Genomic DNA, 26,094 nt, shown 5'->3' with positions numbered 1-26,094 from the left:
AAATTTACAGATCTCGCCGTGACCACGTTACAAAGAGGATCACGAGCGACGTCTCGCAAGGATCACCGAGCCGGAACGCACCGAGCCGACTCACACCGAGCAAGGCCACACCCACCGAACCGGCAGCCACCGAAGTGACACGAACTGAACTCGCGCTGACCGAACTCTCGCCAACCGAATGGCGCGTGAGTGATGCGGGTCTCCCTGAAAGCGACCCGGCCGGTCTCCTGGGTTTCATCCAGCGCATTGGCGGCGCCTACGAGGTGACCAACCTCGGCAGGCTCCGAGAGCGCAGGTACTTCTCCTCCTTCGACCGGGCGACGGCCAGCCTGTGCCCGCGTCATGCCTCGTCTTGTCTCGTTCACCCCATGAAGCGAAAGGCGCTGTCATGACTGTCATCGTTGATGAAACGCACACGATTCCTACCGAGGCCCCTGTAGCGCTCGCGGCACGTCGGGCGGCAGCAACGGCCACCCGAGTGGCCGCTGCGCAGTACACCGGCGCGTCAACGGATGCCTTCGGCGACTACCTGCGCAGGATCGGGAAGGGCCGACTGCTCACGGCCGAAGAAGAAGTCGACCTCGCCCGCAGGATCGAAGTCGGTCTCTTCGCCGGCGCCCGGATGCTCGGCGTAGTGCCCGAAAACGGCGGCGACGGCGATGCCACCCTCGACGCCGCCGAGCGCCATGAACTCACCTGGCTGATGTCCGACGGACGTCGGGCCAAAAACCGATTCATCGAGGCGAATCTCCGCCTCGTCGTGAGCATTGCCAAGCATTACTCGGGGAGAGGCGTTCCCATCATGGACCTTGTGCAGGACGGCAACATGGGCCTTGTGCGTGCCGTCGAAAAGTACGACTTCATGACCGGCTACAAGTTCTCCACCTATGCAACCTGGTGGATCCGCCAGGCCATCCACCGTGGAATGGCCGACAAATCACGCATGATCAGAATCCCGGTGCACACCGCCGAAAAACTCAACAAGATCAAACGCATCCGTCGCGACCTCACGAGCGTGCTCGACCGCGAGCCCACACCGCGGGAAATCGGCGATGCCGCCCAAATTCCCGTGCGTGACGTGCTGCGCCTGCTGCAGTATGACAACGAGCCCATCTCCCTGCACACGCCTGTCGGTGATGGCACGGGAGACATGGCGGAGCTGATCATCGACGACGATCTCCCCCAGCCCGACGAATACGCAACGCTTGCTCTCCGTGCCGCCGACATCCGCTTCTTCCTGGACACGCTTCCCCCCCGTGAGCAGTCCATCCTGCGGGCTCGCTTTGGACTCGACGGTGATGCACCTCGCACACTCGACCAGATCGCGCACATTGAGGGGGTCACGAGGGAGCGCGTTCGCCAGATCGAAAAGCGCGCCTTGGCCCTCTTACACGTGCCACGGTTGGAGCACTATTTGACGGACTAGTCGTCCGAATCGGCGTATGGTCACATCAACTGATTCATTGGGATGGTGACATGGGAAAGCTGACGTATGACTCGACGCTGACGGCGGACTTCGAGGACCGAGTTTTGGCGCACATCCAGGTCGTGATTGGCGCGAAGCTTCGACGCGGTGAATCGTTCTATTTCAGTTGGCGGGACGACCCGAAGTCGGGGGACGGTCGCAGCGCTATTTGGATGCACCCGAGCATTCCCCTCGCGTACAAGTACTTCGGGAGTCGGTCGCCGCGCCTGAACCGGGACTGGATTGAGGCGCTCATGGTGGCCGCCAACTCTTCGGGAGGCCTGCAGGTCGTTACGGAACCACGCGCCATGACGCTCCTACCGCCGGAGGGTGAGAACAACCACTCGCCCACAGGTGTTCAGGACAAAGAGGACTCATGAATCGCATCGACATCGTCTACGACAACCGGCCCTATTCACTCGGCGGACGCACGATCGAATCCGTTCGGCTGGAGATCGAGACGGCCATCGCGAACGGTGACCCCTACTGGTTGCAGGTCAATTCCGGCGAAGGCCGCTATGAAGACGCGTACCTTCTCATCGCGCCCGGCAGCCCCATCGCCCTCGTGAACGCACAGGCGAATGGTGGCTCCACGCAGCCGGAAACGGCGGAATCCTCCATCCCCGATGGGTTGTGACGCAATGCACACCGGTGACTGACACACTGGAAACATGAAGCCCTCACTGCACGAGTTGCTCGAATCCGCACACGTTGTCGCATTGCCCGTGGTTGCTCGGTTTCGAGGCATCGATACCCGGGAAGCCATTCTGGTTGAGGGGCCGGAGGGATGGACCGAATTCTCTCCCTTCGTTGAGTACGATGACGCTGAGTCCGTCGACTGGTTGCGTGCGGCGATCGATTTCGGCTGGCAGGAAGCTCCGCACGCCCTGCGTATGAGCATTCCGGTCAACGCCACGGTTCCGGCCGTGGGCCCCGATGAAGTTGCCGGCGTTCTCGCCCGTTTCCCGGGGTGCCGTACCGCGAAAATCAAGGTCGCCAGTCCCGACCAGACGCTCGAAGACGATATCGCCCGGGTGCGCATGGTGCGCTCCCTACTGGGTCCAGAGGGGCGCATCCGCATCGATGCAAACGGTCTGTGGACGGTGGATGAGGCAGAGAAGGCCATTCATGCCCTGAATGTGTTCGATCTGGAATACGTGGAGCAGCCCTGCGCGAGCGTGGCCGAGCTTGCGGATATCCGCGAGCGCACCGCCTATCTTGGCGTGCCCATCGCCGCCGATGAGAGTGTGCGCAAGACGGGGGACCCGTTGGCGGTTGCCCGGGCCGGAGCGGCGGACATCCTGGTGATCAAGGCGCAGCCGCTCGGCGGCATCCGAGCAGCATTGTCGATCATCGGCCAAACCGGCCTTCCGGTGGTGGTGTCAAGCGCCCTGGACACGTCCATTGGCATCTCGATGGGGGCGCACCTCGCGGCCGCCGTACCCGGGCTCTACTTCGATTGCGGCCTCGGGACCGCCTCGCTGTTGCTCGGCGATGTAACAAGCAACCCGCTCGTTCCTCATGACGGAGCGATCGACGTACGCCGGATCACTCCCGACCCGGCCCTGCTGGAGAAGTACGCGGCCACGCCGGAACGGCGCGACTGGTGGCTGGCCCGGCTCACACGCACCTACGCCCTACTCAAGGACTGACGCAAAACCGGGGATTCTCGAGACACGCCGTGCGGGCCGGCGCCGCGGCGCGGCGTGTCTCGGATACTCCGGTTTTACGGACCGGAGGAGTCTCGCGACGAAGGACGTTTAGAGGCCGCTGTAGGAATGCAGTCCCTTGAAGAACACGTTCACGATGCCGAAGTTGAACAATACGGCAGAGAAACCGATGATGGCCAGCCACGCGGAGCGTGATCCGCGCCAGCCGCGTGTCGCCCTGGCGTGAATGTACCCGGCGTAGATCACCCAGATGATGAACGTCCACACCTCCTTGGTGTCCCAGCCCCAGTAGCGGCCCCAGGCCTGTTCGGCCCAAACCGACCCGGCCATGAGGGTGAACGTCCACAGGATGAAGCCGATGATGTGCACGCGGTAGGCGAGGTTCTCGAGAGTGGCCGCGGACGGCAGGGTGGAAAGGAAGCGCAGTCGCACGGTCTTCGCCTCGGCGACCAGGCTCTCCCGCTGGAACTGCAGCAGCTGCACGGTGGACAGCCCGAAGCCGATGGCGAAGAAGCCGGTTCCGAGTGACGCCACGAAAACGTGAATGACCAGCCACGCGGACTGCAACGCCGGCGGCAGCGGGGCGACCTCCACGTAGTACTGGAGTGCGGCGATGCCGAGCAGCACGAGCACGAGGCCCGTGACGAACGTGCCCAGGAAGCGCAGATCGATCCGCGTGAGCACGATAAGGAACACCGTCATGATGAGCAGCGTGCCCGTCATGGCGAACTCGTACATGTTGGCCCACGGCACCCGCTCGGCGGCGATGCCGCGCGTCAGGGCTGCCGCGACGTGCAGCGCCCAGGCCAGCACGGTCAGTGACACGCCGATGCGCAGGCTCGCCGAGCGACCGTATGGGGTCGCCGCATCGTTGTCCATGCGGGCGCTCAGCCGGGTGAGTGTCGTGGTTCCAGTCGAACCGGATGCGGCGGCCGACGAGCCGCGCGCGGCATCCGCCTGCGTCAGCGCCGTCTGCGCGTCGACGGCGGCGCTGCGCCTGCCGAGGTCAATCGCAAAGGCGATGAACGCGATCGCGTAGATGGCCATCGCCGAGTACAGGGCGATGATGGAAAACTCATTGAGATTCACGATGTAAGCCTAGATCGATTTGGGTGTCGGGTCGACAACCGGGATGGGGGGAAATTGCGCCGCGTGCTTGTCGGCGAGCGCGGTGACGGCAGCTTCAAGTGCCGGGTCGTCGCCACGGGCAAGCCCCGCGTATTCGAGGCGCAGGGTGCCGTCCTCGTGCTCGATCGCCTTCACCCAGACCCGTCGCCGGGGAACGAACAGGCTGGTCAGCAGCCCGAGCAGAACGAGGATGGCGAACAGCAGCACCCACCCCTGGGTCGGGTCGTGGTGAACATCGAACGACGCGAAACGCGGTACGGAGGTCGAGAAGTCTCCCTCGGCCGCGTCGGGACTCGAGCTGTCGAACGTGACCGCGCCGAGGCCGTTGGGCAGGTCAACGGTCTGGCCCGGCATGAGCTCAAGGGACTTGGAGCCCGTGTCCCCACCAGTGCGAGCGGTCATATTGTCGGTGTCGAGCGAGTAGACGGATGTCGGCACGCCGGCGTCCAGGCCGAGGTCACCTGTGAAGACCCGCAGCGTCAACACCGGGTACGCAAGGTCGGGGAACGAGGAGAAGAAGGCGCCCGATTCCGTGGTGGCCTGGGTCGGATAGAAGAATCCGATCATGCCGACCTGTTCGGCAAGGCCGTCCGGCACCTTCACGACACCGAGCGAGGTGAGGTTGGCGTCCTGCGGTAGGAAGGGCACCGAGTCGGTGAAGACCGCCTTACCGCTCGGGTCCGTCACGGTGATCGTTGGCGCATAGCCATTGCCGAGCAGGAAGATATCGGTGCCACCGGTGCGCAGCGGTCCGTTAACCTTGACCTCGCTCTGCGTGGGCTTCTCGCCGGGGGGGGTCACGCTCACGCTGGCCGTGTAGTCCACCGGCTGACCGTAGGCCTTGCGGTTGGCCTCCTCGTACGTCACGGCGAACTCGTCGAGGGTGAGTTTGTAGGGCTCCAGGTTGGCGTCGTTGAAGAAGCGGCCCGGGTTGAAGGAGTCGTAGGCGAGCAGGGTGTTGACGAAGGTCTGACCCTCCACGAGCACGCGCTGGCCGGTGAAGCCGAAGCCACCGCCGAAGCCGACGGTGATGAGAATCCCCACGAGCGCGGAGTGGAAGACGAGGTTGCCCGTTTCGCGCAGGTAGCCGCGTTCCGCAGCGACGGAGAACTCCCCCGTGTTGTCGGACCGGCCGGATCCGGCCCGGTCAAAGAGCGCCGTGCGGTAGCCGCTGGATTTCAGGAGCGCGCGGGCGGAGCCGATTGCTGCTGCAGCATCCGTTCCGGCAGGAGCGGTACGCACGGTGAACCCGGCCAGCCGCGCGAGGCGGGCCGGAGTCGCCGGCGGCTTCGCCTTGAGCGCGAGGTAGTGGTGCTTCGTGCGTGGGATGACGCAGCCGATGAGCGACACGAACAGCAGAATGTAGATCGAGGAGAACCACGCGGACGAGTACACGTCGAAGGCCTGGATCCTGTCGAGCACGGGAGCCAGGTCTGGGTTGTCGGTGAAGTATTGGGTGACGCCGTTCGGGTCTGAGCTCCGCTGGGGCACGAGCGAGCCCGGCACAGCGGCGATGGCGAGCATGAGCAGCAGAAAGAGGGCGGTGCGCATGCTCGTGAGCTGGCGCCAGAACCAGCGAAGCCAGCCGGTGAGGCCGAGCTTGGGCTGCACAATTCCCGACGCGCTGGGCGCCGGCGCGGAATCGTAGTGGTCAGATGGCCGGGACAAAGTCGCCAATCACTCCTTGCAGGTCGAGGAGCCACGCGCTCCAGATGCCGCTCACCATGAGCACGCCGATCACGATGAGCAGAACGCCACCGAACAGGTTGATCGCACGGATGTGGCGTTTGAGAAAAGCGACGCTCCCGGTGGCCCAATTGAAGCCGAGCGCGATGATCAGGAACGGGATGCCGAGACCGAGCGCGTAAAAGAACGCGAGGAGCCCGCCCTGCCACGGCGACCCGGTGCCGAGGCTCAGCGAATTAATCGCCGTGAGCGTCGGGCCGGTGCACGGCGTCCAGCCGATGGCGAACACCGCACCGAGCATGGGGGCGCCGGCGAGACCCATCTTCGGCCGCCACGTGGATTTCACCGTTCGTTGCATGGCTCCGAACTGGCCGACGAAGACAAGGCCGAGCAGGATCACGACGGCTCCGGCGATGCGGGTGATCAGGTCGCGGTACTGGTTCAGCCAGAACCCGGCCGCTCCGAACACGACGCCGGTGAGCACGAAGATGACGGTGAACCCGAGAACGAAAAGCCCCACCCCGATGAGCAGGCGGCTGCGTCCGCGGAGGTCCCTCTTGGGCGCGCTCGTGCTGCCGTCAGCGAAACCGCCGATGTAGGCGAGGTAGCCCGGCACCAGCGGCAGGATGCAGGGTGAGGCGAATGACACTAACCCGGCGAGGATCGCGATGGGAATTGCGAAGAGGAGCTGGCCGCTGAAGACAATCTCGCCGAAGGGATTCCCCACGTTTAGGAGCCCTCGGCAACCGTGTCGCGAATGAGGGTCTCCAGGATGGAGGGGGACGTGACCTGCCCGAGGATACGCGCGGCGACCCGACCCTGCTGGTCGAGCACCAGCGTGGTCGGCACGGCGTTCGGCGGGATGCTGCCGCTGAAGGCGAGTTGCATGCTGCCGTCGTCGACGTCGAGCACCGAGGGATAGGTGATCCCATACGTGTCATTGAACGCCGTGGCGTTGGCCGCCTGGTCCCGCACGTTCACGCCGAGAAAGGCGGCACCCTTGTCGGTGAACTGTGCGTTGAGCTTCTGCAGGTCGGCGGCCTCTGCCCGGCACGGTGCGCAGCTCGCGTACCAGAAGTTCACCACGAGCACCTCGCCGGTGAAGTCGCTGCTCGAGAGGGTTTCGCCGTTCTCGCCCACGCCGGCGAAGTCGATCGCCTCGCCGCGAGCGGATGCGTTGATCTCCGTGACGCTGCCGTCACCGGCGATGAAGCCCTTATTGCTGCCCTCGCGATACTGGTCGGCGAGGGAGTCGGACGCGCAACCGCTGAGCACCAGGGCCGCAGCGACGAGACCGCTGACGGCCAGCAAACGGGCGGGGCGGGGAGAACGGGAGCCGGCGCGCATCAGACGGCACCGATATCCGTTGCCGAAGCCTGCAGATGCGCCGCCGGAGAAGAGTAGCCGGTCTCCTCGAAGCGGTCCCCGCACCAGGACAGCGTCGTGACGCTGGAGAGCGCACAACGCCGCTTGCGCGGGTCGTGCGCGAGGCGCTCATGGGCGAGGGAACGGTGCACCATCCAGATGGGGAGCTGGTGGCTGACGAGCACCACATCGCCGTCGCCGACGGAGTTCCACGCATCGTGGATGGCGTCAAGCATGCGGTCGGAGACCGAGCGAAACGGCTCGCCCCAGCTGGGGCGCAGCGGGTTGGTCAGGAACGGCCAGTTGCGAGGGTCGCGCAGCGCGCCACCCTCGCCGCGCATACGTTTGCCCTCGAACCGGTTGGTGGGCTCGATGATCCGGTCTTCGGTCTCGATCGGCAGCGAGAACGCGGCACCGATCGGTGCTGCGGATTCCTGGGCGCGCACCAGCGGCGAGGCGAGCACGCGCCTTACCGGGCGTCCGCGCTCCACGAATTCGGCGGCGGCGGCCTGTGCCATCTCGGCGCCCAACTCGGAAAGTCGGTAGTTCGGCAGCCTGCCATAGAGCACGCCCTGGGGGTTGAAGACCTCACCATGACGCACGAGATGAACTTGATTGGCTACCACCCCCACAGTCTATTCTTGGGGCACCCGCGAATTTGCCGTGAGGAGGGCGGCTAAGCTCAAACAGTGACTTCGCGCGTATTGATCAAGAACCTGTCCGCTCTCGACGACGGCACTGTTTCGGTGTCGGGCTGGGTCGATACCGTTCGAGACCAGAAGAAGGTGCAATTCGTCGTGCTACGCGACGAATCCGGCGCCGTTCAACTCGTCAATCCTCGCACCACGGATGCCGATGGCGTCGTTGTCGCCGACGAGCCGGCCACGAGCATCTCGGGTCTGGCCCAGGGCACCTTCGTCACGGTGACCGGGCAGCTCAAGCACGACGAGCGAGTCAAGCTCGGCGGCATCGAGATCAAGCTGGCGACCCTCACCGTGGTCACCGCGGCCATCCCGGAGACCCCCATCGCGGCGGACTCGAGCCTGGACAAGCGCATGGACTGGCGCTTCCTCGACCTGCGCAACCCGAAGCAGAATCTCATCTTCCGCATCCAGACCACGTTCGAGCACGCGCTGCGTACGTACTGGATCGAGCACGACTTCATTGAGCTGCACACCCCCAAGCTGATGGCGAGCGCAAGCGAGTCGCGTGCCGAGCTGTTTGAGGTGGGCTACTTCGACACCAAGGCGTACCTCGCGCAGAGCCCCCAGTTCTTCAAGCAGATGGCGCAGTCCGCCGGTTTCGGCAAGATCTTCGAGGTGGGCCCCGCGTTCCGCGCCGATCCGTCCTTCACGAGCCGTCACTCCACCGAGTTCACGAGCGTCGACTCGGAGATCAGCTGGATCGACAGCCACGACGACGTCATGCAGCTGCACGAGGACCTCATGGTAGCCGGTTTCAGCGCGGTCAAGGCCAAGCACGGCGACGAGGTCAAGGCGCTGTTCGACGTCGAGGTCACCGTTCCGAGCCAGCCGTTCCCGCGCATCCCCCTCGCCGAGGCGAAGGAAATCGTGAAGAGCCGGGGCTACGAGGTTCCCCGCGACGACGACGACATGGACCCGGAGGGCGAGCGCCAGATCGCCGCTTACGTGGCCGAGAAGTTCGGTCACGAATTCGTGTTCCTCACCGACTATGCCTCGAGCATTCGACCGTTCTACCACATGCGCCACGAGGGCGACGAGAGCGTCACGAAGAGCTACGACCTCATCTTCAACGGCACGGAGATCTCCACCGGAGCCCAGCGCGAGCACCGCATCGAGGTGCTCGAAGCGCAGGCCATCGAAAAGGGCCTCGACCTGCAGGAGATCGAGGGCTACCTCGACTTCTTCCGCTACGGCGTTCCCTCGCACGGTGGATTCGGCATGGGTCTGGCCCGGGTACTGATGCTCATGTTGCACCAGGCCAGCATCCGCGAGGTCACGTACCTGTTCCGCGGCCCGACCCGCCTGGAGCCGTAACCGCGCAGCAACGTGAAAAGCGGATGTCGCCCCCGATGCTCAGGGGCGGCAGCCGCTTTCTGCGTGTGCCGGCGGTGACCGGCGCTTAGAGCTCGAGGTCCACAGCGATGCGCGCCGAAACGACCGTGCGAATGTACTCGCCGATCTTCACGTGCTCCGGATGCGCCTGGTAACGCGCGAGCGAATCGAAGTCATCGAAGTCCGCGATGAGCGCGAGGTCCCAATTGGCGCCCCCCACGACGTCCGCACCGACCGTGAGCTCACGAATCTCGGGAACGACGCCCACGAGCGCGCCCAGGCCCGTTGAGACGCGGGCCGCCGCTTCTGCCTTCAGGACCGGATCGGTGGGGGCGAGCTGCCAGCAGACAATGTGACGAATGGTCATGAGACCTCCAGAAGGGCCGTGCGCAGGCGCATCGGATCGATACGCCAGTAGTTGTGCACCTTGCCGTTGATGAGGAGCACGGGGATGTCTTCGACGTAGAGGGAGTGCAGTTCGGCGTCGTCGAGGATCGACCGCTCCTCGAGGGTGATCTCAGGGGCCGGGCGCTCGTCGACAACTTTCTGCATGACGGTCGTGACCAGTTCGCGTGCGTCGTCGCATAGGTGACAACCGGGTTTGCCGATGAGGGTGAGGTGAATGTTCGCCATAATCCCACCCTACTTGACATCGAAAAAGGGCAAGCAAAAAGCGCCAGACCACAGGGGCCCAGCGCTCACGCTTGTTTTGTTGCTTTTCAGTTCTTACTTACTACTTCTTATTGCGACGCTGGTGGCGGGTCTTACGAAGCAGCTTGCGGTGCTTCTTCTTTGCCATGCGCTTGCGTCGCTTCTTGATTACAGAACCCACAGGACCTCACAAAGAGTTGATTCGCCGCGGGACTCGCGACAGACACGAAAACACCATTCTAACGGAGAAATTCTCCATGTTCTACGCAGAATCGACAATGGGCCTCTGAATGGCCACTTCAGCGGCCGACGCCGGCACCCGAAATGACCGCCCAAAGCGGATGGCCGGAGGCTCACCGGAGTGCACCATGCGGTACACCGTCATCTTCGAAACGCGCATCATGTCAGCCATCTCTGCCACGGTCAGAAACCGCATATTTGCCAGATTCTGTTCCACGGTGCCCCTCACGCTCGGGACCACGCACACAACGTGGATGCGATGTGGGCGACGTTAGAGGCAGCAAACCGCGTCGCCTAGATGTTCTTGCGCCATTTTTTTGCCGTTGCATCTTTGACGGCGTGGCTCATCTGGTACGAGGTGTCGGCGAAGGCCTTGCCGATGGCAGACGCGAACGCGCGCTGCTCGTCCCGGAGGCCTGCTTCTTCGGCAGCCTGAGCCTCTTCATCGGTGTCGAAGTCCACGCTCAGGAAGGGAATCAACCAGTCTTCGATTGCCTCAAGCGGCGAATAGTCCAGGTGGTAGTAGCGGTGCTGCCCCTCTTCGCGCACGCTCACGAGCCCACTCTCGCGCAGCACCTTGAGATGCTTTGAGACGGTGGGCTGGCTCAGACCAAGGTTGCCCACAATGTCGGAGACGCTGAGCTCACCGCGGGCCTCGCCGCCTTGATTGTGCCGGTCGAGAAGGATCCGAAGGATGTCCCGTCGGGTCGAATCCGCCACAACGTCGAAAATGTCTGCCATTCCTTCAGGTTAGTCACTCCGCAGAGGGAGTACCATGTCAACTTGGCGCGGGTCGGAGGTCTTGGGGGTTCCAGGTGTTATCTAAGGCCTCGTCCGCGCGATTTAGTCATCACAAGGGCAGCTGGTTCGGCGGTATTCGCGACGCCGTAGACCAGCTCGTGCGCTCCTCCCCCAGCCGGTTCGCCATCCTGGTGTTCACCGCCCTCATCCTGCTGTTCACGGTCTTGTTCTCGTTGCCGATCGCCTCCGCGGATCGCACCATCACGCCGTTGCACGACGCTCTGTTCACCGCGGTGTCGGTGATCTGCGTCACGGGCCTCGCGACCGTGGACATGGCCACCCACTGGTCGGCCTTCGGCAACATCCTTGTGTTCATCGGGGTGAACGTGGGCGGCATCGGCGTGCTCACGCTCGCGTCGATCATGGGACTCGTGATCTCACGCCGAATAGGCCTGCGCACCAAACTCATGGCAGCCAGTGACAGCAACCCGTCGCGCATCCATGCCGGCCCGGTGAACGAGGGACAGGCAATTCGGTTGGGCGAGGTGGGCAGCCTGCTGCTCACGGTGGCCGTGAGCGCCTTCGTGATCGAGGTCGCAGTGGCAGCGTTGCTGTTCCCGCGAATGCTCAGCGCCGGCATCGATGCCGGCCAGGCCCTGTGGCACAGCATCTATTACGCGGCGATGGCCTTCACGAACACGGGCTTCAACCCCAATGAGCTCGGCATCGGGCGTTTCGCCGAGGACTTCTGGTTTCTCGGCGCCCTCATGGTGGGCGTTTTTCTCGGCAGTCTCGGCTTCCCCGTGATCTACGCCTTCGCCCGTGGGTGGCGCAAACGGCGCGTCTGGTCGCTGCACGTCAAGCTGACCCTCGTGACGACGATTGCGCTCATGTTCGCCGGCATGGTCATCTACATCATCCTCGAGTTCGACAACCCGAAGACCTTCGGGTCGCTGGACGCCGGTCACACCATCTTTCAATCCCTGTTCCTGTCGGTGATGTCGCGCTCGGGCGGTTTCGCCACGATCGAGATCAGTGACCTGCATGGCTCGAGCCTGCTCGTGACGGACATGCTCATGTTCATCGGAGGTGGCTCTGCCTCGACCGCCGGCGGCATCAAGGTGACCACCCTCGCGATCCTCTTTCTCGCGGCCTTCGCCGAGGCCCGTGGAAAGGCACAGATGGAGGCCTTCGGACGCCGCATCCCGAGCGACATCCTGCGCCTGTCGGTCAGTGTTGTTCTCTGGGGGGCCACGACCGTTGCCGTGTCGACCATCCTGATCCTGCACATCTCCCAGGCCCCCCTTGAGCATGTTCTCTTTGACGTGATCAGTGCTTTTGCTACCTGCGGTCTGTCCACCGGGCTCACGGGGGACCTCCCGCCTTCGGGGGTGTATGTTCTCTCCGCGACCATGTTCATGGGTCGGGTTGGTACAGTAACTCTCGCCGCCGCACTGGCTGCAAGCCAAAGCAGGCAGCTGTTCAAGCGCCCCGAAGAAAGGCCCATCGTTGGTTGACCGCCTCAAACATGACGCCCCCGTGCTCGTCATCGGACTCGGTCGCTTCGGCGCGGCCACGGCCGGCCAGCTCGATCGCCTTGGCCGGGAGGTGCTCGTCGTCGACATCAGCGAAGCCCTCGTGCAGAAGTGGTCGGAACGCGTCACACACGCGGTTCAGGCGGACTCCCGCTCGCTGGAGGCCCTGAAGCAGATCGGCGCGGAGGACTTCTCCATCGCTGTGTGCGCGGTGGGGTCATCTGTTGAGGCGAGCGTGCTCATCGTCGCCAACCTCGTCGACCTCAAGATTCCACAGATCTGGGCCAAGGCCATCTCCAAATCCCATGGCAAGATTCTTGAGCGCATCGGCGCCCATCATGTGATCTATCCGGAGGCGGAAGCCGGCGAGCGCGCCGCGCATCTCTTGTCGGGTCGAATGCTCGACTTCATCGAGTTCGACGACGACTTCGCCCTCGTCAAGATGTACCCACCGAAGCCGATTCGCGGTCTCAACCTGATCGAATCCGGCGTACGGGCCAAGCACAAGGTCACCGTGGTGGGAGTGAAGAGTCCCGGCAAACCATTCACCTATGCGACCGCCGACACGGTAGTGTCCGATCACGACCTCATCATCGTGGCCGGTACCGAAGGCGACATTGAACGCTTCGCCGCACTCGGTTCCTGACACCCCTGATGCCTCTGACGCCCTCGATGAGTCGAAAGTCCGGCGGGCGGCTAGCCTTTCCTTACGGGGAAACAACCCGTTTGCTCAAAAGGTGGCCAAGATGACTCAAAACAATGCCGAATTCCCGCGAATCAACGCGCTGGTTCGAGCGGACGCCACCGGTCAGGTGATCATCAACGGCGTGAGCCAGGTCGTGGTGGCCGTCGACGATGCCGGCGTCCGTGAAGAGATTGTGGCAGTCGCCACCGGCGTCGCCCGCGACCTCGATTCTCCCGTGCGCCTCGAGGTCGAAGACGAACAGGGCCTGTGGCCACTCATGATCTTCCCCGACGGCCGGGTGAAATCCGCCGGGGACGTCATTGCCATGACCGGCCCTCTCGGAACGCACACCGTCGCGATCACAAATTCAGAATCCCCTGGCACCGGCGAGACCGGCCACGGGCAGGCCGCCGACGCCGTCGTCGAGGTGAGCGGTGTCGACGAGGCTGCCCGGCCTGGCAATGTCGCCGCCGCACTCGAGCCGGTCACGGACCTGTCGTTTGCCCAGTTACTTCGCCCGGCTTCGTCCACGCATCCGTTCGTGGACTCTGGCACACACGCCAGCACCGATACCGAGGCCCGCCCGAGTAGTCGATCCGTGGGCTTCAACGCCTCGAACCTGACGCAGTTCGACCCTGCTCCTGACGATTCGCCGGGCTTCGCCCCGCGCTACTCGTCATTCCTGCCAAACAGTGGACGAACGACAGATTCCGACGCCGCCGAGGACTCTTCGGATGCCTCCTTCATCTCCTCGCTGATGAACACGTCCGGACTTCCCGACGGGGACACTGAAACACGGTCTGACGATTCGGGGCCCGGGACGCGCGCCGAGCGCCCGATCGGCGCCCAATCGTCTGCCCGGATCGGTCCCCCCAACCTCGCCGACTTTATGAGTTCCCGGCCGGAAGCGCAGGCAGGGCCGGCTCTTCAGGGCTGGCAGGGAGCCATCCGTCGACTCACCGGTGGTCTCATTTCCGTCAGCGCGAGCGCGAGCGAACGTGCCCAGCGCAACGCCATCTCCGCCGTGCAGCGCAGCCTGAGCGGGCCGCGAACCATTGCGGTGCTCAATCCCAAGGGCGGCGCGCACAAGACCACAGCCACTCTGCTCATCGCCGCAACGTTCGGCATCTACCGCGGCGGCTATACGCTCGCGTGGGATAACAACGAGACAATGGGCACCCTCGGGGTGCGAGCGCAGGCAGCCCGTCACACCAACACGGCCGTCGACCTGCTGCGGGACCTTGATCGTTTCTCCGAGGCACGCGTGGGCGACCTCGACAACTACGTACGCAACCAGGGCGACGCGCAGTTCGACGCGCTGGCCTCTGACCTGGACCCGGCCGGTGCCGCGAGTATCGACGCCGTCGCGTTCCGCAAACTGCACGCCATGCTCAGCCGCTTCTACCGGGTGCTCGTGATTGACACGGGGAACAATATGCGCGCGAGCAACTGGGAAGCGGCCGTTGACACGGCAGACCAGCTCGTGGTGGTGTCGACCATTCGCGAGGACACCGGCTACGGCGCCGCGTCGCTGCTCGACGGCCTGCGGCGCAAGGGGCATGCCGACAAGGTGGCCCAGGCGGTCACCATCCTCGCCTCACCATCCAAAACGGTCGACCAGCAGCTTTCTGCCCGCCTGCACGATCACTTCGGCCAGCTCACCCGCACCGTGCTCGAGGTGCCGCATGACCCGTCGCTCGTGGGCGGAGGACCACTCAACGTGGACACCCTCGCACCGCGCACCCGAGCCGCCTGGCTGCAGGCCACGGCAGCGATCGCCGAGGGCCTCTAGCCACACGCGCCGGGTTGCGGTTTCAGGAGCCGATGGTCGGGTGCGTCCGTCATCCGCGTCAACACGCGGCCGATCGGATGCCCACCGCGGGATCTCCTGACGTGGCAACCCGCTCCGACGGAATACCGGTGAGCGGTTCCGTCGGGACGCGGGTCAGGACGCGGCGAGCTCCCTGGAGCGCGCGAGCGCGGCATCCGTCGCCGTGTCGAAGAGCTCGCGCAGACCGCCCTTTTCGAGTTCGGCCACGGCACGCTCTGTCGTGCCGCCCGGGCTCGTGACCTGGCGGCGCAGTTCGGTGGCCGACTTGTCCGAGACGGCGAGCAGCGCGCTGGCACCGAGGAATGTGCCGTTGACCATGACGGCGGCCTGCTCGGGGGTGAAGCCCTTCGCCACGGCCGTGGCGGTGAGCTGCTCGATCAGGTAGAACACGTAGGCCGGACCAGAGCCCGAGACGGTGCCGAGGGCATCGAGCTGTTCCTCGGGTACGACGAGCACGTCACCAACGGTGGCGAACAGGGCCTGGGCGAGTGCGAGGTCTTCGGCACTGGAGCGCGTTCCGGCGCTCAATCCGGTGACAGCCATGCCGACAACGGCGGGGGTGTTCGGCATCGACCGGATCACGTGAGCGGAAGCCGGCAGCAGCGATTCGAACGTGGCGATCGTGACGCCGGCACAGACGCTGATCACGAGGGCGCCGGGCTCGAGGTGGTCCGCGATCTCGGCGAGCAGGTCGGGCACCATGTAGGGCTTCACGGCCACCACCACGATCTGGGCTCCGGCAATGGCCTTGAGGTTGGCCTCGGGATCGTTCGCGGTTGCGAAGGCCGTGACGCCGGCCGTGCCGTCGAGTTCGGCCGCCTTCTCCACCGTGCGGTTGGTCGTGCGAATACCGCCCTCAACCTCCACCCCGGGCTTGAGCAGTCCAGCCAAGACGGCCCGGGCCATGGAGCCGGCGCCGAGGAACGCGATTGTGGGCAGGGTTACGGTTTCGGTAGAAGTCATCCGATCAGTCTACTTTCGCGGCCTCCAAAGCCGCCGGGTGCCCGATTGGAGGGGCGACGCGACGATCGTTCTAGGATGAACCCATGAGTGCATCGGGCAGCAACAAGGCAATCGTGGCGGCTTTGGGCGCCAATCTTGGAATCGCTGTGACCAAATTCGTCGCCTGGGGCTTCTCCGGATCCTCGTCGATGCTCGCGGAGGGCGTGCACTCCCTCGCGGATTCCGGCAACCAGCTCTTGCTGCTGCTCGGCGGCCGCCAGGCGAAGCAGAGGGCCGACCTGGAGCATCCGTTCGGCTATGGACGCGAACGCTACGTGTACGCCTTTGTGGTGTCGATCATATTGTTCTCCATCGGTGGCGTCTTCTCCCTGTACGAAGGGGTGAACAAGCTGCAGGACCCGCATCCGCTTGAGAGGGCGTGGATACCCATTGTCGTTCTGCTCGTGGCGATGGTCCTCGAAGGCTTTTCCCTGCGCACCGCCGTGCGGGAATCGAACCATGTGCGCGGCAATCAGAGCTGGGTGCAGTTCGTGCGTCACGCGAAGGCACCCGAGCTGCCCGTGGTGCTGCTCGAAGACGTTGCTGCCCTCACCGGCCTGGTGCTCGCGTTCCTCGGAGTGGGGATCACCGTCATCACGGGCGATCCCATCTGGGATGCCATCGGCACCATCGGCATCGGCGCGCTCCTCGTTATCGTTGCCATCGTCCTGGGGATCGAGACCAAGAGCCTGCTCGTTGGAGAGGGCGCGAGCGCCAAAAACCGGGACGCGATAGAAGCCGCCATTCTCGCCGGACCGGAGACCACCCGCATTGTTCACCTCAAGACGCTCTACCTCGGCCCCGACGAGATGCTCGTCGGAGCCAAGATCGCGGTGGAGTCGGACAAACGTTTCCTCGTCGTGGCTGCCGACATCAACGCGATCGAGCAGCGCATTCGTGCGGCCGTTCCCGTGGCTCGGATGATCTATCTCGAGCCCGATGTCTGGATCGATCCCACGGAGGCGAACCCACCCACGGATACCTTTGTGATCAAGGGCCTGGAGTAGCTCCACCGGCTCGGTCGCCCCTGCGGGCCGGGTCTTCGAAGAAGGCCCGCAGCAGATCACCGCATTCCTGCTCTGACACCCCGGTGAACACCTCAACGCGGTGGTTGAGTCGCCGGTCGCGGAGCACGTCGTAGACCGAGCCGGAGGCTCCGGCCTTCTCGTCCCACGCCCCGAACACCACAGTGGGCAGACGGGCGGCGAGGATCGCCCCCGCACACATGACGCACGGCTCAAGGGTCACGACGAGGGTGCAGCCGGTGAGGTGCCAGTCCCCCGTGACCTGCGCGGCCGCGCGGATGGCCACGATCTCGGCGTGCAGGGTCGGGTCCTGATGCAATTCGCGTTCGTTGCGGCCCCGGCCGATGACGACTCCGGCCGCATCCATCACCACGGCTCCTACCGGGACATCACCGGTCGCCAAGGCGGCGCGCGCCTCATCCAGGGCGAGTCGCATGAGCTCTGCGTGTGCGTTCACCGTTCTCACCATCCTTGTCCTCGCGAGGCATGCCCACAATAGGGAAGCAGTAGAATTGAGCCTATGCGAGTCCATGTAGCCGACCACCCGCTCATCACCCACAAGCTCACGGTGCTGCGTGACAAGGTCACTCCCTCCCCCCTCTTTCGTTCTCTTGTCGAAGAGCTCATGACACTCCTTGCCTACGAGGGAACCCGGGGCGTGCGGGTTGAAGCGGTCACGGTGCAGACCCCCGTGTCGGCGGCCCAGGGCGTGCGCATCAGCGACCCGAAGCCCCTCGTCGTACCGATCCTGCGCGCCGGTCTTGGAATGCTTGAGGGCATGGTGAAGATGCTGCCCACCGCCGAGGTGGGTTTTCTCGGGATGGCGCGCAACGAAGAGACCCTTGAGCCGACGACCTACGCCGAGCGCTTGCCCGATGACCTCTCCGATCGGCAGTGCTTCGTGCTCGACCCCATGCTCGCCACGGGCGGCTCGCTGATTGCGGCGATCAACTTCCTGTTCGCACGCGGCGCCACCGACGTCACCGCCATCTGTATCCTGGCCGCGCCCGAGGGCCTCGCTGCCGTGGAAAAGGCTCTGGAGGGGCGCGAGGTCACCATTATTCTTGGCGCGGTCGACGAACGCCTCGATGAGAACGGCTACATTGTGCCCGGCCTCGGCGACGCGGGCGACCGCCTGTACGGTCTCGTTTAGTCCAGGTCACCCACCGCGCCCATCGGCGCTCCTCCGCAGCATCTGCGGCTTGCGGCGCGCCGACGGGCACAGGATTCAATGAACTTTGATCATTTTGATCTTCGTCACAGAATCCTCTGCCAAGTATTCTTTTGTAAAGGATTCGCCTACTCGGGTTCCAGCGAGTGAACGTGTTGCGTGTCACGAGCAGTAACTCGCCGTAACCGAATTGACACACGCCGTCACATTCCGCTTAACTCACAGTTATGACAACCACCGCACGCCCCCTGACCTCCCTCGAGGCCCCTGGGAATGCCGGCATGATGATGGCCGGTTCCCCCGCCGTCACCTGTTGTCGAATGTGCCGCTAACGCGCGGCCCCCTGGTTGAGTTCCCAGCCTATTCATCGCTTCACCACGACACCTGTCGTCGGTGACTGAATAGCCGAACTCCCGTCGCTTCCCTCTCGAGGAAGCCGTCGACACCCGGCACTTGTGCCTCACATCCGAACCCAGGGCGCTGTGCGCCGGTTCACCCAGCTTCCACGCAAGGAGTTCTCTCATGTCCCTCGCCCACATCCACGCCAGCCGTCCCGCACTGAAAATCGCTGACCAGCCGGCACCGCACATTCGCGCCGTACCCAGCGGCACCGAGGCCCGGGGCTTCGTTCTCTACGTCGGGATCGACGAGGCCAAGGCGGCCGCCGCCGGCACAAGCCTGCACCGTATCGTCGAGGCGCTCAAGGCCCTCACGAACGACATCGCACCGTCAGCGGAAACCTACGCGGCCGTTGCCCTTGCCCCCGAGAATTCCGGCGGCCGCGATGTTGACGTGGTTCGCCTGGCGCTGCAGGACCCGTCCGCTCTGGCCGGCCACCGCACCGAGGCCGCCGAGCCCGATCGCGCACACAGCGGAGTCGTCGTGGACATCTCCCGCAAGCGCGTCATCCTCGACAACGAGACGGCCAGCCTCACCTACAAGGAATTCGAACTGCTGCAGTACCTCGTGCTGCGCGAGGGACGTACGATCGATCGCGCCGAGATCATCTCCTCGCTGTGGGATGCCACCGACGACGAGGACACCCCCAACGAACGCACCATTGACGTACACGTACGCCGCCTGCGCGCCAAGCTCGGCCGCTACGAAGACATTGTTCGCACGGTACGTGGCGTCGGTTACCGCTTCGACCGCCACGCAGACGTTTCGATCCGACAGGCATCCGCTCCCAGCCCCGACCGCTTCTAGCAGCACCCGCACCTGGCGGGGACGTGATTGAGGGCCGGCCGTAGAGGCTACGGTCGGCCCTCGTCCCTTGCACCAAGAGTGTCCTGCAATCACATTCACGTCGTCCGCCACAGCAAACGGTTGACGCACTATGAATATATAACGAATGAATAACGGACGCCACCTGCACGCCCCTTTTTCTCCTGCGAGTTCACTCCGAGCCGCTCAGATGCGCAGGGATCAGCGATCAGTCTCTATCCTTGGATAGGGATCGTGCCCTCTGTCATTGAGGAACGACCAGCAATGGCGAGGAGCCAGGGTGGTTGATCGGGACGCGGCCGTTGCGGCGTGGGAGTCACTCTTTCGCGCTCAGGTGGCCATCATGCGCAGCCTCGCCGCGGATTTTCCGTCGCGAGACATTTCCCTGAACGAGTACGACGTGTTGTTCAACCTGTCCAGGCAGCCCGATCGCTGCATCCGGTTGCGGGAACTCAACAGCCACGTGCTGCTCACCCAGCCGAGCGTGAGTCGACTGGTGGACCGCCTCGTCTCTCGAGGCTACGTCCGCAAGCTCACCGACCCGGAAGACGGGCGAGGCGCCATCGTGCAGCTCACCGAGGACGGCCTGGCTCTCTTCAGGCGCGTCGCCGTGGCCCACATGGACACAATCGCCGATCGCATTGGTGACACTTTGAACACGGACGAACTCCTCGAGCTCACCGCATTGTGTGATCGACTGCGTAGCCGCAAGGCAAACTGACCGCTTGAAGAGGGGCAGCGGGACGAAGGCCCTACCCCCCGCCCCACCGAGGCGCTCCCTTGCGGGAACGCCTTCCTCACCGCACCTCCGAACGAAGCCCGGCGAGAAAATTTTGACCCCCTGCGATGGCGGTGTCGCATTGCGGGAAAGGTAAGAGAATCTCACCTATTTCCATGCTACCTGAGCTCGTCCCCCCCGAACGCCCGCTCGGGCGACATCGTCGACAACGTTCCCGGCTGGCTCCGCTCACAAGCCGGCCTCATCGGGGCAGGGAAGCCCCCTCACGACGGGCGCAACTGTGCCGCCGAGCACGTGGCCGCGCTCGGGGTCTCGGCGGCCTCTGCGAACAGCAGGCCGAGGGGCCGGCCCCTCGGCCATTACTTAAACCAAAAAAACCCCGCAATCACAAGGACTGCGGGGCTTTTCCCGGTGCGCCCGGAGGGATTTGAACCCCCGACCTATTGATCCGTAGTCAATTGCTCTATCCGCTGAGCTACGGGCGCCGAGTTGCTTCCGAACGAAACGCTCGGTGGCAACTTGAAAACTATACCAGCATTTTGTGCCCCGTCTTGCCCACTGCCGCTCCGGCGCAGAAGATCTGCCTCGCCACGGGCCCTAGCCGATGCAACCAGCCGGTGCTTTACTGGCCCCATGGCCTCGCCGATTGCTGTTGAAACGTCATTCGATTACTCCTCCCTCCGTGCCCTGTTCATCAATTGCACGCTCAAGCGAAGCCCGGAGACCAGTAACACGCAAGGGATCATCGACCTCAGCGCGCACATCATGCGCGGTCAAGGCGTGCACGTCGACGTGATCCGCGCGATCGACCACGACATTGCCACCGGCGTGTACCCGGACATGACCGCGCACGGCTGGGCGAGCGACGCCTGGCCCGCCCTGTTTGAAACCGTTCTCGCGGCCGATATCCTCGTCCTGGCCGGCCCCATCTGGCTCGGCGACAACGCGTCGGTCACCAAGCGCGTCGTCGAACGCCTGTATGCCATGTCGGGCCAGTTCAACGCCAAGGGCCAATACGTGTACTACGGCAAGGTCGGCGGAGCCATCATCACCGGCAACGAAGACGGAGTGAAGCACTGCAGTTCCAACCTGCTCTATAGCCTTCAGCACATCGGTTACGCCATTCCCCCGGCAGCGGATGCGGGGTGGCTGGGCGAAATCGGGCCGGGACCGAGCTATCTCGAATCGGTATCCGCGGGTTCGGAAAATGACTTCACGAATCGCAACACCACGTTCATGAGTTGGAATCTCATGCATCTCGCATCAATACTGCAGGCCAACGGGGGAATTCCCGCGTGGGGCAACCTGCGCCAGAGCTGGGACCGCGGCGAGCGATTCGGCTTCGCGCCCAACCCGGATTCGAGGTAACCGAGCAGCCCGCGCACGACGTCATGCGTGACGCGTACCCGGGCGGCCGACGAAACGCGCTGCCGTCGATTTCGGCGGCCGAAAACCGTTCATCAGCGCGGGCGAGCGGCGCGCCGTGTGGCAGGAATCCTGGCCTCGGTTCCCAACAGATCGCAGACAGCGCACCAGAATTGCGGGCGGGCAGCACCGAGGCCCTGCCCGCCCGCGCGGGTGCGAAAGGTTCTACTGGGCCGAGGAAGAATCCGGGGAATCGGGAGCAGGCACGGGAGTGGGCGCTTGAGGCGCATGTGGCCGGGGATCGTGCGGTTTCGGGTGCGGTGTGTCAGACATCTGTCGTACCTCTCTCAAGGATTCCTGCGCTGGAACGGAGATGACAATCTCCCTGTACAGGCGACCGTACTCCACTGTTCTGAAAAAGTTGCGCACCGAGGAGGCGCCAGAGTCACGCAGCAATGATAATGTCACAACAACTTGCCAAAGCGAACGAGTGGAAAGCGGGGTGCGCGATGGCCGAGAGCGAAGAGAAAGTTCTCCCCATGGGACTGTTCATGGACCTGGAACGATCCGGTCCCATCCCGCTCTATTTCCAGGTGTCCCAGCGCATCGAGAAGGCCATCCTCAATGGAGAATTGCCGGTGGGGTCACGGCTCGAGAATGAGGTCGGCCTCGCTCAACGTCTCGGTCTGAGTCGACCCACCGTTCGCCGCGCCATCCAGGACATCGTGGACAAGGGGCTCCTGGTGCGTCGGCGCGGCATCGGAACGCAGGTCGTGCACGGTCAGGTCACGCGCAAGGTGGAGCTGACGAGCCTCCACGACGACCTCACCAACACCATGAAGACGCCTTCAACCCATTTGTTGACCTTCGAGAGCGTGGCGGCCGATGACACCGTCGCCGAAAAGCTCTCCGTCGTGCTGGGGACGCCCACGCTGCACATTCGCCGGCTGCGGCTTGCTGACGACGTACCCGTGGCCGTAATGGAGAATTGGCTCCCGGAGGAGTTCCTCACCATCGCACCCGACGATCTCGTGACCTACGGGCTGTACCAGGTGATGCGGGCACGCGGGATCACTCTCAGGGTGGCCCGTCAGCGGATCAGCGCCCGAAAGTCCACGCCCGAGGAGGCCGGGCTGCTCGACGTGGAGAAGAACGCCGCACTGCTCACGATGGATCGCACGGCCTTTGACAACTCGGGCCGAGCCGTCGAATTTGGTCATCACTGCTACCGCCCTGACCTCTATTCCTTCGAAGTCACCCTCGTCGAAAAGTAGGCCGTCAACGGTCACCGGCACGGCATGAGTACACGGCGGAACGCGCGCTAGTAGTCGCTATGGCCAGGATTTGACTCCGCGTGCGAGGCCTTGAGCAGGGCGAGGTCCACGAGCAGGAACATGTCCAGCCGGTCCGCGCGCCGCTCCGCATACTCGGCCTCACGGGGATCGATCGCAAGCGAAATCAGTCTGGTCGACACCGCGTCACGTATTTCCTCGCTCGCCTCCCGCTGGGCGCGTTCCACCAGGTGAGCAACGTGATCTTCGTCGGCGGCCTCGGTATCCAGGGCAAGGGTGAGTCGTTTGTGCACCTGCAGGCGTAGGGAGTACTGGGCCAGGTCTCCACGTTGATCTTCGGTGAGATCAAAGCCCCATCGGTTCTTGCCGACTTCTTTCCTCATGCCGCCGACCCGTTCAGCGTATTCCTCGTTCTGCCGGGCGAGCAGGCCCAGCTCGTCTCGCGCGGTCGCGGCATACCGCGCAGGGTCGTAATCGATGTGATCCCGCAGCGCGCCGATGATGATGTCGTTCTTGACGGCCATGCGCACGGCCGAGAGGGCGATGAGGAAGCCCTCGTCGGCCATCCGGTCGACGGAAGGCACGTCGACTCTCGGCTTCTCGGGCGGGGCGACGATGCGTCGACTCGAACGACTTCGACGCATTGCGACACCACCTCCCTGTGTGCCTCTGATTTTACAGCGCCGATGACCACTTGACGTGACAGCTCCCGTTGCTCCCGTCGCCGTGGTGCGCGAGAACCTGCGCGGGTCACCCCGTCGCAGAGACCTGATGAAGCGTCACGCGGGCAATCACGTCGGCTGTAGGTTCCTCGGCTTCCGCGCCGCCCCCTGCCCTGGGGATCGCAGCTCACCAACTGGATTGGTCAAAACTCTTTAATAACTTGATCAAATCGCTTATCTCTGCTTTGCAGGAGCGTGGCTTCGAGCACTGGTCGCCGTCGTGTTTCTCCTGAAGATAGCGCCGGTCGGCAAAGCTTGTGTCCCGCAAGAGTTTCTGTTCACGCACTGGAGCGATCATGAGCAGTCGGGGATTGTTGCATGTCGGTGCCATTCTCGTAATAAATGGACTGATGCTCCTCGGGGTCATCCCTGGAAAATCAACTGCCATTCTCAATTTCTTTGTCGGCACGATGCAAGATGTTTTCCCGACAATCATCATCCTTCAATTCCCCGATGACCTGGGCGTCGTGTTCGGCGCTGCGGGCTGCACCTCAGCAGAGCACTCACGGTCACGTCCCGCTGGCCTCTGGGATCGCCGCCTGGTGGCGAACTGAGCGCATGGCAATGAAACACGTATCGACGTCGACGCGGGAGCGTCTGAAATAACAGTCAGCCGCCCACAACTAGCCGGTGACGCCTGCGCGTGGTCGGCGGCGGAAGGCAAACGACAAACCCCTCTCTATCCCTGAAGAACACAGGGACAAGAGAGGGTTGAATTGTGCGGGTTGTTCCTAGAACTCGGACGCCCTTGACCTGACTGGGTGCATTACGAGCCGATACCAGCACATCCTCCGCCCGTGTGCGAATAATCCTCCGCACGACAAACCAGCGCCGTCTAACCAGCTACCGCCTGGCCAGAAGGCGCCCTTAAGCGCTGCCGCTAGCAACGGCTCGTGGCCGCGGCAAAGGGGGTAGCGAAAGAACCGGTCTACTCTTCAAGAGCACGTTCTCAGGGAGCCCTGCCATCGAGTAGAAGGCCGACTCGGGCAGGTAGCCCGGACTCGACAGCCACTGCCGCAGTATGGCGCTGTCGCCAGTCTCAGCTGCCAACTCGATAAGAAAGCGCTCGGTATCGTCGAACGCATGATTTCGGCGGAGGCGACCGCGAGTCGCTTCTGTCATGAACTGCACAAAACGTGGCACACCCGCCGAACCAACTGTTTGCATCCAACGCTCGAGTGGCCCGATGCCATTCATCACGTCTGCAATCGGACTGGATCCCTGTACTCGATGCCAGACCGAGAGTAAGTCCTCTTCCGGTTCTGCGCCCTCAATAGCTAGGGCCATGTAAAGGAACAGCCGAAGACAGAGCAGGGCATTGTGCCTGACATCCACTTCCACGTGGGTCGCAAGAACCGCCACGGCGCCCTGTTCAAGAATCCTGTCCGCGATATTCGGCCCACCCGCTCCTCTCGGCGCCACACGGCAAGCGCTCAAGATGACAACTGGCGGCCAGGGTCGCTGACGACTTCCAGCGTAAAAGTCCTTTCCTACGCGCAAGCCGGCTACACCGTCAACCTCTGCGCCGTGGGCACTGATCACAAGCACGTCAGGCTCGTGACTATCAATCGCCGCGTCCAGCTCGGCCGCGGAGTCGACGTCTACTCTGGTCATGATGACCTTCGATGGTGACGATTTCAGCATTTCCTCTGCCATATCCCAGCCTGATCGAGAGAGTCGACCGACAGGATCGTCCGGGCCCACACACTCGGCGACGAGAACTCGGAACCCGCTGGAGAGATCGATTCTTGGGGTCGGCCCGAACTCGTAGCGCAACGCCGCGGTGAGGGGCGCGAGTGGACGGTGCGTAACAGGTAGCCGATAGGCGAGCGGCGACGTGTCACCTGGAAGTGTCAGAAGGCCAACGGGAAAGTTGGAAAAGGTAATCAATGCGGACGCCCTAGAGACCGCCAGTTTGACATCATCGGTCCAAATGCCCGAGGCGGCATTGTTTAGGGTTTGCATTAGCCGTCGCACTTTTGCTGGCTGTGCCCCGGTCGACCAATGTCGTTCCAGATTGGAGAGAGCTACGAACGCTTCCGTCGGAATCTCGCTGAGGGCAATTCCAATACCACTCCGCCGGGTGGCCGCACTTGTCACGAGCACCTCGACGGCATGACGTGTCAAGGGCCATGAAGAACGGGGCCTATTGGCCCTGTTTTGGCCCGGCGTTAACACCCCTGGCCGTTTCAGCCTTGTCACGCGCGAAGGGCGACTCAGTGGGGACCACTACTTGTGGAGATCGGGGCTGGCATTGGGGGATGCGCACACGATCCTGGGAACGATTGGAAAAGTGGACTCCTTCCTGGACAAGCACCCGTACTGGGGCTGGGTCAAGAGCGGCCTCCCTGTCCCGTTCGACCCAGAATCCGTCGCCCGTGCAATCCACGAAGCCGAGACCGGTAACGCCGGCTACTTCACGGACGCCACCAATGATGCATACGATCATGTCGTAAATATGGACTGACTTGTCCAAAGTGCAACGGAGCGCTTGACCTCGGCAGGACCTCCCTTGAATTTC

Annotated in this window: 31 protein-coding genes and 1 tRNA gene; 17 read left to right on the top strand and 15 right to left on the bottom strand. The window is 63.7% G+C overall.

Translation table 11 applies throughout. The features are described 5' to 3' along the window. Positions 1–134: 134 nt before the first annotated feature. The 5 genes from EDD25_RS10385 to EDD25_RS10365 are packed head-to-tail and all read left to right on the top strand — an operon-like array spanning position 135 to position 3,117. Positions 135–392 carry a hypothetical protein gene (locus EDD25_RS10385; protein WP_134173209.1) on the top strand — a complete coding sequence of 86 codons (258 nt, stop codon included), beginning with the start codon at positions 135–137 and terminating at the stop codon, positions 390–392. After that, positions 389–1,426 (top strand): sigma-70 family RNA polymerase sigma factor, encoded by a 1,038-nt coding sequence (locus EDD25_RS10380; protein WP_134173208.1) that lies wholly within the window; start codon positions 389–391, stop codon positions 1,424–1,426. The genes EDD25_RS10385 and EDD25_RS10380 overlap by 4 nt, the downstream gene beginning before the upstream one ends. Positions 1,427–1,476: 50 nt before the next feature. After that, entirely contained in the window at positions 1,477–1,845 is a 369-nt protein-coding gene (locus EDD25_RS10375; RefSeq protein WP_241986384.1) for a DUF7882 family protein, read from the top strand. Further along, positions 1,842–2,102, top strand: coding sequence for a hypothetical protein (locus tag EDD25_RS10370; protein ID WP_175182996.1), 261 nt, complete (start codon positions 1,842–1,844; stop codon positions 2,100–2,102). The genes EDD25_RS10375 and EDD25_RS10370 overlap by 4 nt, the downstream gene beginning before the upstream one ends. A gap of 34 nt (positions 2,103–2,136) precedes the next feature. Next, a complete protein-coding gene (locus EDD25_RS10365; protein WP_134173207.1) occupies positions 2,137–3,117 on the top strand; it encodes an o-succinylbenzoate synthase in 981 nt (326 codons plus the stop codon). A gap of 108 nt (positions 3,118–3,225) precedes the next feature. On the opposite strand, the gene ccsB is transcribed toward EDD25_RS10365, so the two are convergent. The 5 genes from ccsB to EDD25_RS10340 are packed head-to-tail and all read right to left on the bottom strand — an operon-like array spanning position 3,226 to position 7,940. Continuing rightward, a complete protein-coding gene (gene ccsB, locus EDD25_RS10360; protein WP_175182998.1) occupies positions 3,226–4,182 on the bottom strand; it encodes a c-type cytochrome biogenesis protein CcsB in 957 nt (318 codons plus the stop codon). 51 nt (positions 4,183–4,233) lie between these two features. Next, complete coding sequence (gene resB / locus EDD25_RS10355; protein ID WP_134173205.1) at positions 4,234–5,931, bottom strand: cytochrome c biogenesis protein ResB; 1,698 nt, start codon at positions 5,929–5,931, stop codon at positions 4,234–4,236. Further along, positions 5,915–6,676, bottom strand: coding sequence for a cytochrome c biogenesis CcdA family protein (locus EDD25_RS10350; RefSeq protein ID WP_134173204.1), 762 nt, complete (start codon positions 6,674–6,676; stop codon positions 5,915–5,917). The genes resB and EDD25_RS10350 overlap by 17 nt, the downstream gene beginning before the upstream one ends. A 2-nt stretch (positions 6,677–6,678) precedes the next feature. Beyond that, complete coding sequence (locus EDD25_RS10345; protein WP_134173203.1) at positions 6,679–7,296, bottom strand: TlpA family protein disulfide reductase; 618 nt, start codon at positions 7,294–7,296, stop codon at positions 6,679–6,681. Beyond that, a complete protein-coding gene (locus tag EDD25_RS10340) occupies positions 7,296–7,940 on the bottom strand; it encodes a histidine phosphatase family protein (RefSeq protein ID WP_134173202.1) in 645 nt (214 codons plus the stop codon). Before EDD25_RS10340 ends, EDD25_RS10345 begins: the two co-directional genes overlap by 1 nt. 78 nt (positions 7,941–8,018) lie before the next feature. Here EDD25_RS10340 and aspS point away from each other — a divergent pair, with 78 nt between their 5' ends. Continuing rightward, complete coding sequence (gene aspS / locus EDD25_RS10335) at positions 8,019–9,332, top strand: aspartate--tRNA(Asn) ligase (protein WP_134175358.1); 1,314 nt, start codon at positions 8,019–8,021, stop codon at positions 9,330–9,332. Between the two features lie 85 nt (positions 9,333–9,417). On the opposite strand, the gene EDD25_RS10330 is transcribed toward aspS, so the two are convergent. The 5 genes from EDD25_RS10330 to EDD25_RS10310 all read right to left on the bottom strand — a co-directional run bounded on the left by EDD25_RS10330 (position 9,418) and on the right by EDD25_RS10310 (position 10,982). Beyond that, the gene (locus EDD25_RS10330) at positions 9,418–9,717 is read right to left on the bottom strand and encodes a Dabb family protein (protein WP_134173201.1); all 300 of its coding nucleotides are present in this window, start codon (positions 9,715–9,717) and stop codon (positions 9,418–9,420) included. Then, the gene (locus EDD25_RS10325) at positions 9,714–9,983 is read right to left on the bottom strand and encodes a glutaredoxin family protein (protein ID WP_134173200.1); all 270 of its coding nucleotides are present in this window, start codon (positions 9,981–9,983) and stop codon (positions 9,714–9,716) included. Before EDD25_RS10325 ends, EDD25_RS10330 begins: the two co-directional genes overlap by 4 nt. Before the next feature lie 100 nt (positions 9,984–10,083). Beyond that, positions 10,084–10,182, bottom strand: a complete 99-nt coding sequence (locus EDD25_RS10320; protein WP_003792170.1) for a 30S ribosomal protein bS22 — start codon at positions 10,180–10,182, stop codon at positions 10,084–10,086. A gap of 81 nt (positions 10,183–10,263) precedes the next feature. Next, positions 10,264–10,437, bottom strand: coding sequence for an excisionase family DNA-binding protein (locus EDD25_RS10315; protein WP_134173199.1), 174 nt, complete (start codon positions 10,435–10,437; stop codon positions 10,264–10,266). Between the two features lie 98 nt (positions 10,438–10,535). After that, entirely contained in the window at positions 10,536–10,982 is a 447-nt protein-coding gene (locus EDD25_RS10310) for an ArsR/SmtB family transcription factor (protein WP_134173198.1), read from the bottom strand. Between the two features lie 74 nt (positions 10,983–11,056). On the opposite strand from EDD25_RS10310, the gene EDD25_RS10305 reads away from it, so the two are divergent. From EDD25_RS10305 to EDD25_RS10295, 3 genes are all read left to right on the top strand, one after another. Next, positions 11,057–12,499, top strand: a complete 1,443-nt coding sequence (locus tag EDD25_RS10305; RefSeq protein WP_134173197.1) for a TrkH family potassium uptake protein — start codon at positions 11,057–11,059, stop codon at positions 12,497–12,499. Then, positions 12,492–13,163, top strand: a complete 672-nt coding sequence (locus EDD25_RS10300; RefSeq protein WP_134173196.1) for a potassium channel family protein — start codon at positions 12,492–12,494, stop codon at positions 13,161–13,163. Before EDD25_RS10305 ends, EDD25_RS10300 begins: the two co-directional genes overlap by 8 nt. Positions 13,164–13,263: 100 nt before the next feature. Further along, positions 13,264–14,994 (top strand): MinD/ParA family ATP-binding protein, encoded by a 1,731-nt coding sequence (locus EDD25_RS10295; protein WP_134173195.1) that lies wholly within the window; start codon positions 13,264–13,266, stop codon positions 14,992–14,994. Positions 14,995–15,147: 153 nt separating this feature from the next. Here EDD25_RS10295 and proC read toward each other — a convergent pair whose 3' ends face one another. Further along, positions 15,148–15,996: a pyrroline-5-carboxylate reductase gene (gene proC / locus EDD25_RS10290; RefSeq protein ID WP_134173194.1), complete on the bottom strand. Its 849-nt coding sequence runs from the start codon at positions 15,994–15,996 to the stop codon at positions 15,148–15,150. An 83-nt stretch (positions 15,997–16,079) separates the two neighbouring features. On the opposite strand from proC, the gene EDD25_RS10285 reads away from it, so the two are divergent. Next, positions 16,080–17,042, top strand: coding sequence for a cation diffusion facilitator family transporter (locus EDD25_RS10285; RefSeq protein ID WP_134173193.1), 963 nt, complete (start codon positions 16,080–16,082; stop codon positions 17,040–17,042). Here EDD25_RS10285 and EDD25_RS10280 read toward each other — a convergent pair. After that, entirely contained in the window at positions 17,026–17,529 is a 504-nt protein-coding gene (locus tag EDD25_RS10280; RefSeq protein WP_277871688.1) for a nucleoside deaminase, read from the bottom strand. The genes EDD25_RS10285 and EDD25_RS10280 overlap by 17 nt on opposite strands. 51 nt (positions 17,530–17,580) lie before the next feature. On the opposite strand from EDD25_RS10280, the gene upp reads away from it, so the two are divergent. The 3 genes from upp to EDD25_RS10265 all read left to right on the top strand — a co-directional run bounded on the left by upp (position 17,581) and on the right by EDD25_RS10265 (position 20,176). Continuing rightward, a complete protein-coding gene (gene upp / locus EDD25_RS10275; RefSeq protein ID WP_134173192.1) occupies positions 17,581–18,213 on the top strand; it encodes a uracil phosphoribosyltransferase in 633 nt (210 codons plus the stop codon). Between the two features lie 540 nt (positions 18,214–18,753). Then, positions 18,754–19,437 carry a winged helix-turn-helix domain-containing protein gene (locus tag EDD25_RS10270; RefSeq protein WP_134173191.1) on the top strand — a complete coding sequence of 228 codons (684 nt, stop codon included), beginning with the start codon at positions 18,754–18,756 and terminating at the stop codon, positions 19,435–19,437. A gap of 361 nt (positions 19,438–19,798) precedes the next feature. Continuing rightward, complete coding sequence (locus tag EDD25_RS10265; RefSeq protein ID WP_134175354.1) at positions 19,799–20,176, top strand: MarR family winged helix-turn-helix transcriptional regulator; 378 nt, start codon at positions 19,799–19,801, stop codon at positions 20,174–20,176. Positions 20,177–20,606: 430 nt separating this feature from the next. Here EDD25_RS10265 and EDD25_RS10260 read toward each other — a convergent pair. Beyond that, a tRNA-Arg gene (locus EDD25_RS10260) sits at positions 20,607–20,679 on the bottom strand. 148 nt (positions 20,680–20,827) lie between these two features. On the opposite strand from EDD25_RS10260, the gene EDD25_RS10255 reads away from it, so the two are divergent. Next, positions 20,828–21,562, top strand: a complete 735-nt coding sequence (locus tag EDD25_RS10255) for a flavodoxin family protein (RefSeq protein ID WP_134173190.1) — start codon at positions 20,828–20,830, stop codon at positions 21,560–21,562. A 506-nt stretch (positions 21,563–22,068) separates the two neighbouring features. Further along, positions 22,069–22,833: a GntR family transcriptional regulator gene (locus EDD25_RS10250; RefSeq protein WP_134175352.1), complete on the top strand. Its 765-nt coding sequence runs from the start codon at positions 22,069–22,071 to the stop codon at positions 22,831–22,833. A 47-nt stretch (positions 22,834–22,880) separates the two neighbouring features. Here the strand turns inward: EDD25_RS10250 and EDD25_RS10245 are convergent, their stop codons facing one another. Then, positions 22,881–23,495: a hypothetical protein gene (locus tag EDD25_RS10245; protein WP_134173189.1), complete on the bottom strand. Its 615-nt coding sequence runs from the start codon at positions 23,493–23,495 to the stop codon at positions 22,881–22,883. 374 nt (positions 23,496–23,869) lie between these two features. On the opposite strand from EDD25_RS10245, the gene EDD25_RS10240 reads away from it, so the two are divergent. Then, entirely contained in the window at positions 23,870–24,127 is a 258-nt protein-coding gene (locus EDD25_RS10240) for an AmiS/UreI family transporter (protein WP_134173188.1), read from the top strand. A 313-nt stretch (positions 24,128–24,440) separates the two neighbouring features. On the opposite strand, the gene EDD25_RS10235 is transcribed toward EDD25_RS10240, so the two are convergent. Next, positions 24,441–25,538, bottom strand: a complete 1,098-nt coding sequence (locus tag EDD25_RS10235; RefSeq protein ID WP_166671265.1) for a hypothetical protein — start codon at positions 25,536–25,538, stop codon at positions 24,441–24,443. A gap of 328 nt (positions 25,539–25,866) precedes the next feature. Here EDD25_RS10235 and EDD25_RS17540 point away from each other — a divergent pair, with 328 nt between their 5' ends. Next, positions 25,867–26,040: a hypothetical protein gene (locus EDD25_RS17540; RefSeq protein ID WP_166671264.1), complete on the top strand. Its 174-nt coding sequence runs from the start codon at positions 25,867–25,869 to the stop codon at positions 26,038–26,040. The last annotated feature ends 54 nt before the right edge of the window (positions 26,041–26,094 follow it).

The organism is Cryobacterium psychrophilum (assembly GCF_004365915.1).
Classification (GTDB): domain Bacteria; phylum Actinomycetota; class Actinomycetes; order Actinomycetales; family Microbacteriaceae; genus Cryobacterium; species Cryobacterium psychrophilum.
This window is presented reverse-complemented; position numbering and strand designations above follow the sequence as displayed.

Excerpts from the sequence above, each read along its gene's own strand:
- EDD25_RS10235 (WP_166671265.1), bottom strand. The coding sequence starts at position 25,538 with ATGCAAACCCTAAACAATGCCGCCTCGGGCATTTGGACCGATGATGTC.
- EDD25_RS10345 (WP_134173203.1), bottom strand. The coding sequence starts at position 7,296 with ATGCGCGCCGGCTCCCGTTCTCCCCGCCCCGCCCGTTTGCTGGCCGTC.
- EDD25_RS10265 (WP_134175354.1), top strand. The coding sequence starts at position 19,799 with ATGCGCAGCCTCGCCGCGGATTTTCCGTCGCGAGACATTTCCCTGAAC.
- EDD25_RS10255 (WP_134173190.1), top strand. The coding sequence starts at position 20,828 with ATGGCCTCGCCGATTGCTGTTGAAACGTCATTCGATTACTCCTCCCTC.
- EDD25_RS10330 (WP_134173201.1), bottom strand. The coding sequence starts at position 9,717 with ATGACCATTCGTCACATTGTCTGCTGGCAGCTCGCCCCCACCGATCCG.
- EDD25_RS10240 (WP_134173188.1), top strand. The coding sequence starts at position 23,870 with ATGAGCAGTCGGGGATTGTTGCATGTCGGTGCCATTCTCGTAATAAAT.
- EDD25_RS10380 (WP_134173208.1), top strand. The coding sequence starts at position 389 with ATGACTGTCATCGTTGATGAAACGCACACGATTCCTACCGAGGCCCCT.
- upp (WP_134173192.1), top strand. The coding sequence starts at position 17,581 with ATGCGAGTCCATGTAGCCGACCACCCGCTCATCACCCACAAGCTCACG.
- EDD25_RS10370 (WP_175182996.1), top strand. The coding sequence starts at position 1,842 with ATGAATCGCATCGACATCGTCTACGACAACCGGCCCTATTCACTCGGC.
- EDD25_RS10295 (WP_134173195.1), top strand. The coding sequence starts at position 13,264 with ATGACTCAAAACAATGCCGAATTCCCGCGAATCAACGCGCTGGTTCGA.
- ccsB (WP_175182998.1), bottom strand. The coding sequence starts at position 4,182 with ATGGCCATCTACGCGATCGCGTTCATCGCCTTTGCGATTGACCTCGGC.
- EDD25_RS10285 (WP_134173193.1), top strand. The coding sequence starts at position 16,080 with ATGAGTGCATCGGGCAGCAACAAGGCAATCGTGGCGGCTTTGGGCGCC.
- EDD25_RS10270 (WP_134173191.1), top strand. The coding sequence starts at position 18,754 with ATGTCCCTCGCCCACATCCACGCCAGCCGTCCCGCACTGAAAATCGCT.
- EDD25_RS10250 (WP_134175352.1), top strand. The coding sequence starts at position 22,069 with ATGGCCGAGAGCGAAGAGAAAGTTCTCCCCATGGGACTGTTCATGGAC.
- EDD25_RS10365 (WP_134173207.1), top strand. The coding sequence starts at position 2,137 with ATGAAGCCCTCACTGCACGAGTTGCTCGAATCCGCACACGTTGTCGCA.
- EDD25_RS10280 (WP_277871688.1), bottom strand. The coding sequence starts at position 17,529 with ATGGTGAGAACGGTGAACGCACACGCAGAGCTCATGCGACTCGCCCTG.
- EDD25_RS10375 (WP_241986384.1), top strand. The coding sequence starts at position 1,477 with ATGGGAAAGCTGACGTATGACTCGACGCTGACGGCGGACTTCGAGGAC.
- EDD25_RS10310 (WP_134173198.1), bottom strand. The coding sequence starts at position 10,982 with ATGGCAGACATTTTCGACGTTGTGGCGGATTCGACCCGACGGGACATC.
- EDD25_RS10245 (WP_134173189.1), bottom strand. The coding sequence starts at position 23,495 with ATGCGTCGAAGTCGTTCGAGTCGACGCATCGTCGCCCCGCCCGAGAAG.
- EDD25_RS10325 (WP_134173200.1), bottom strand. The coding sequence starts at position 9,983 with ATGGCGAACATTCACCTCACCCTCATCGGCAAACCCGGTTGTCACCTA.
- proC (WP_134173194.1), bottom strand. The coding sequence starts at position 15,996 with ATGACTTCTACCGAAACCGTAACCCTGCCCACAATCGCGTTCCTCGGC.
- EDD25_RS10315 (WP_134173199.1), bottom strand. The coding sequence starts at position 10,437 with ATGCGGTTTCTGACCGTGGCAGAGATGGCTGACATGATGCGCGTTTCG.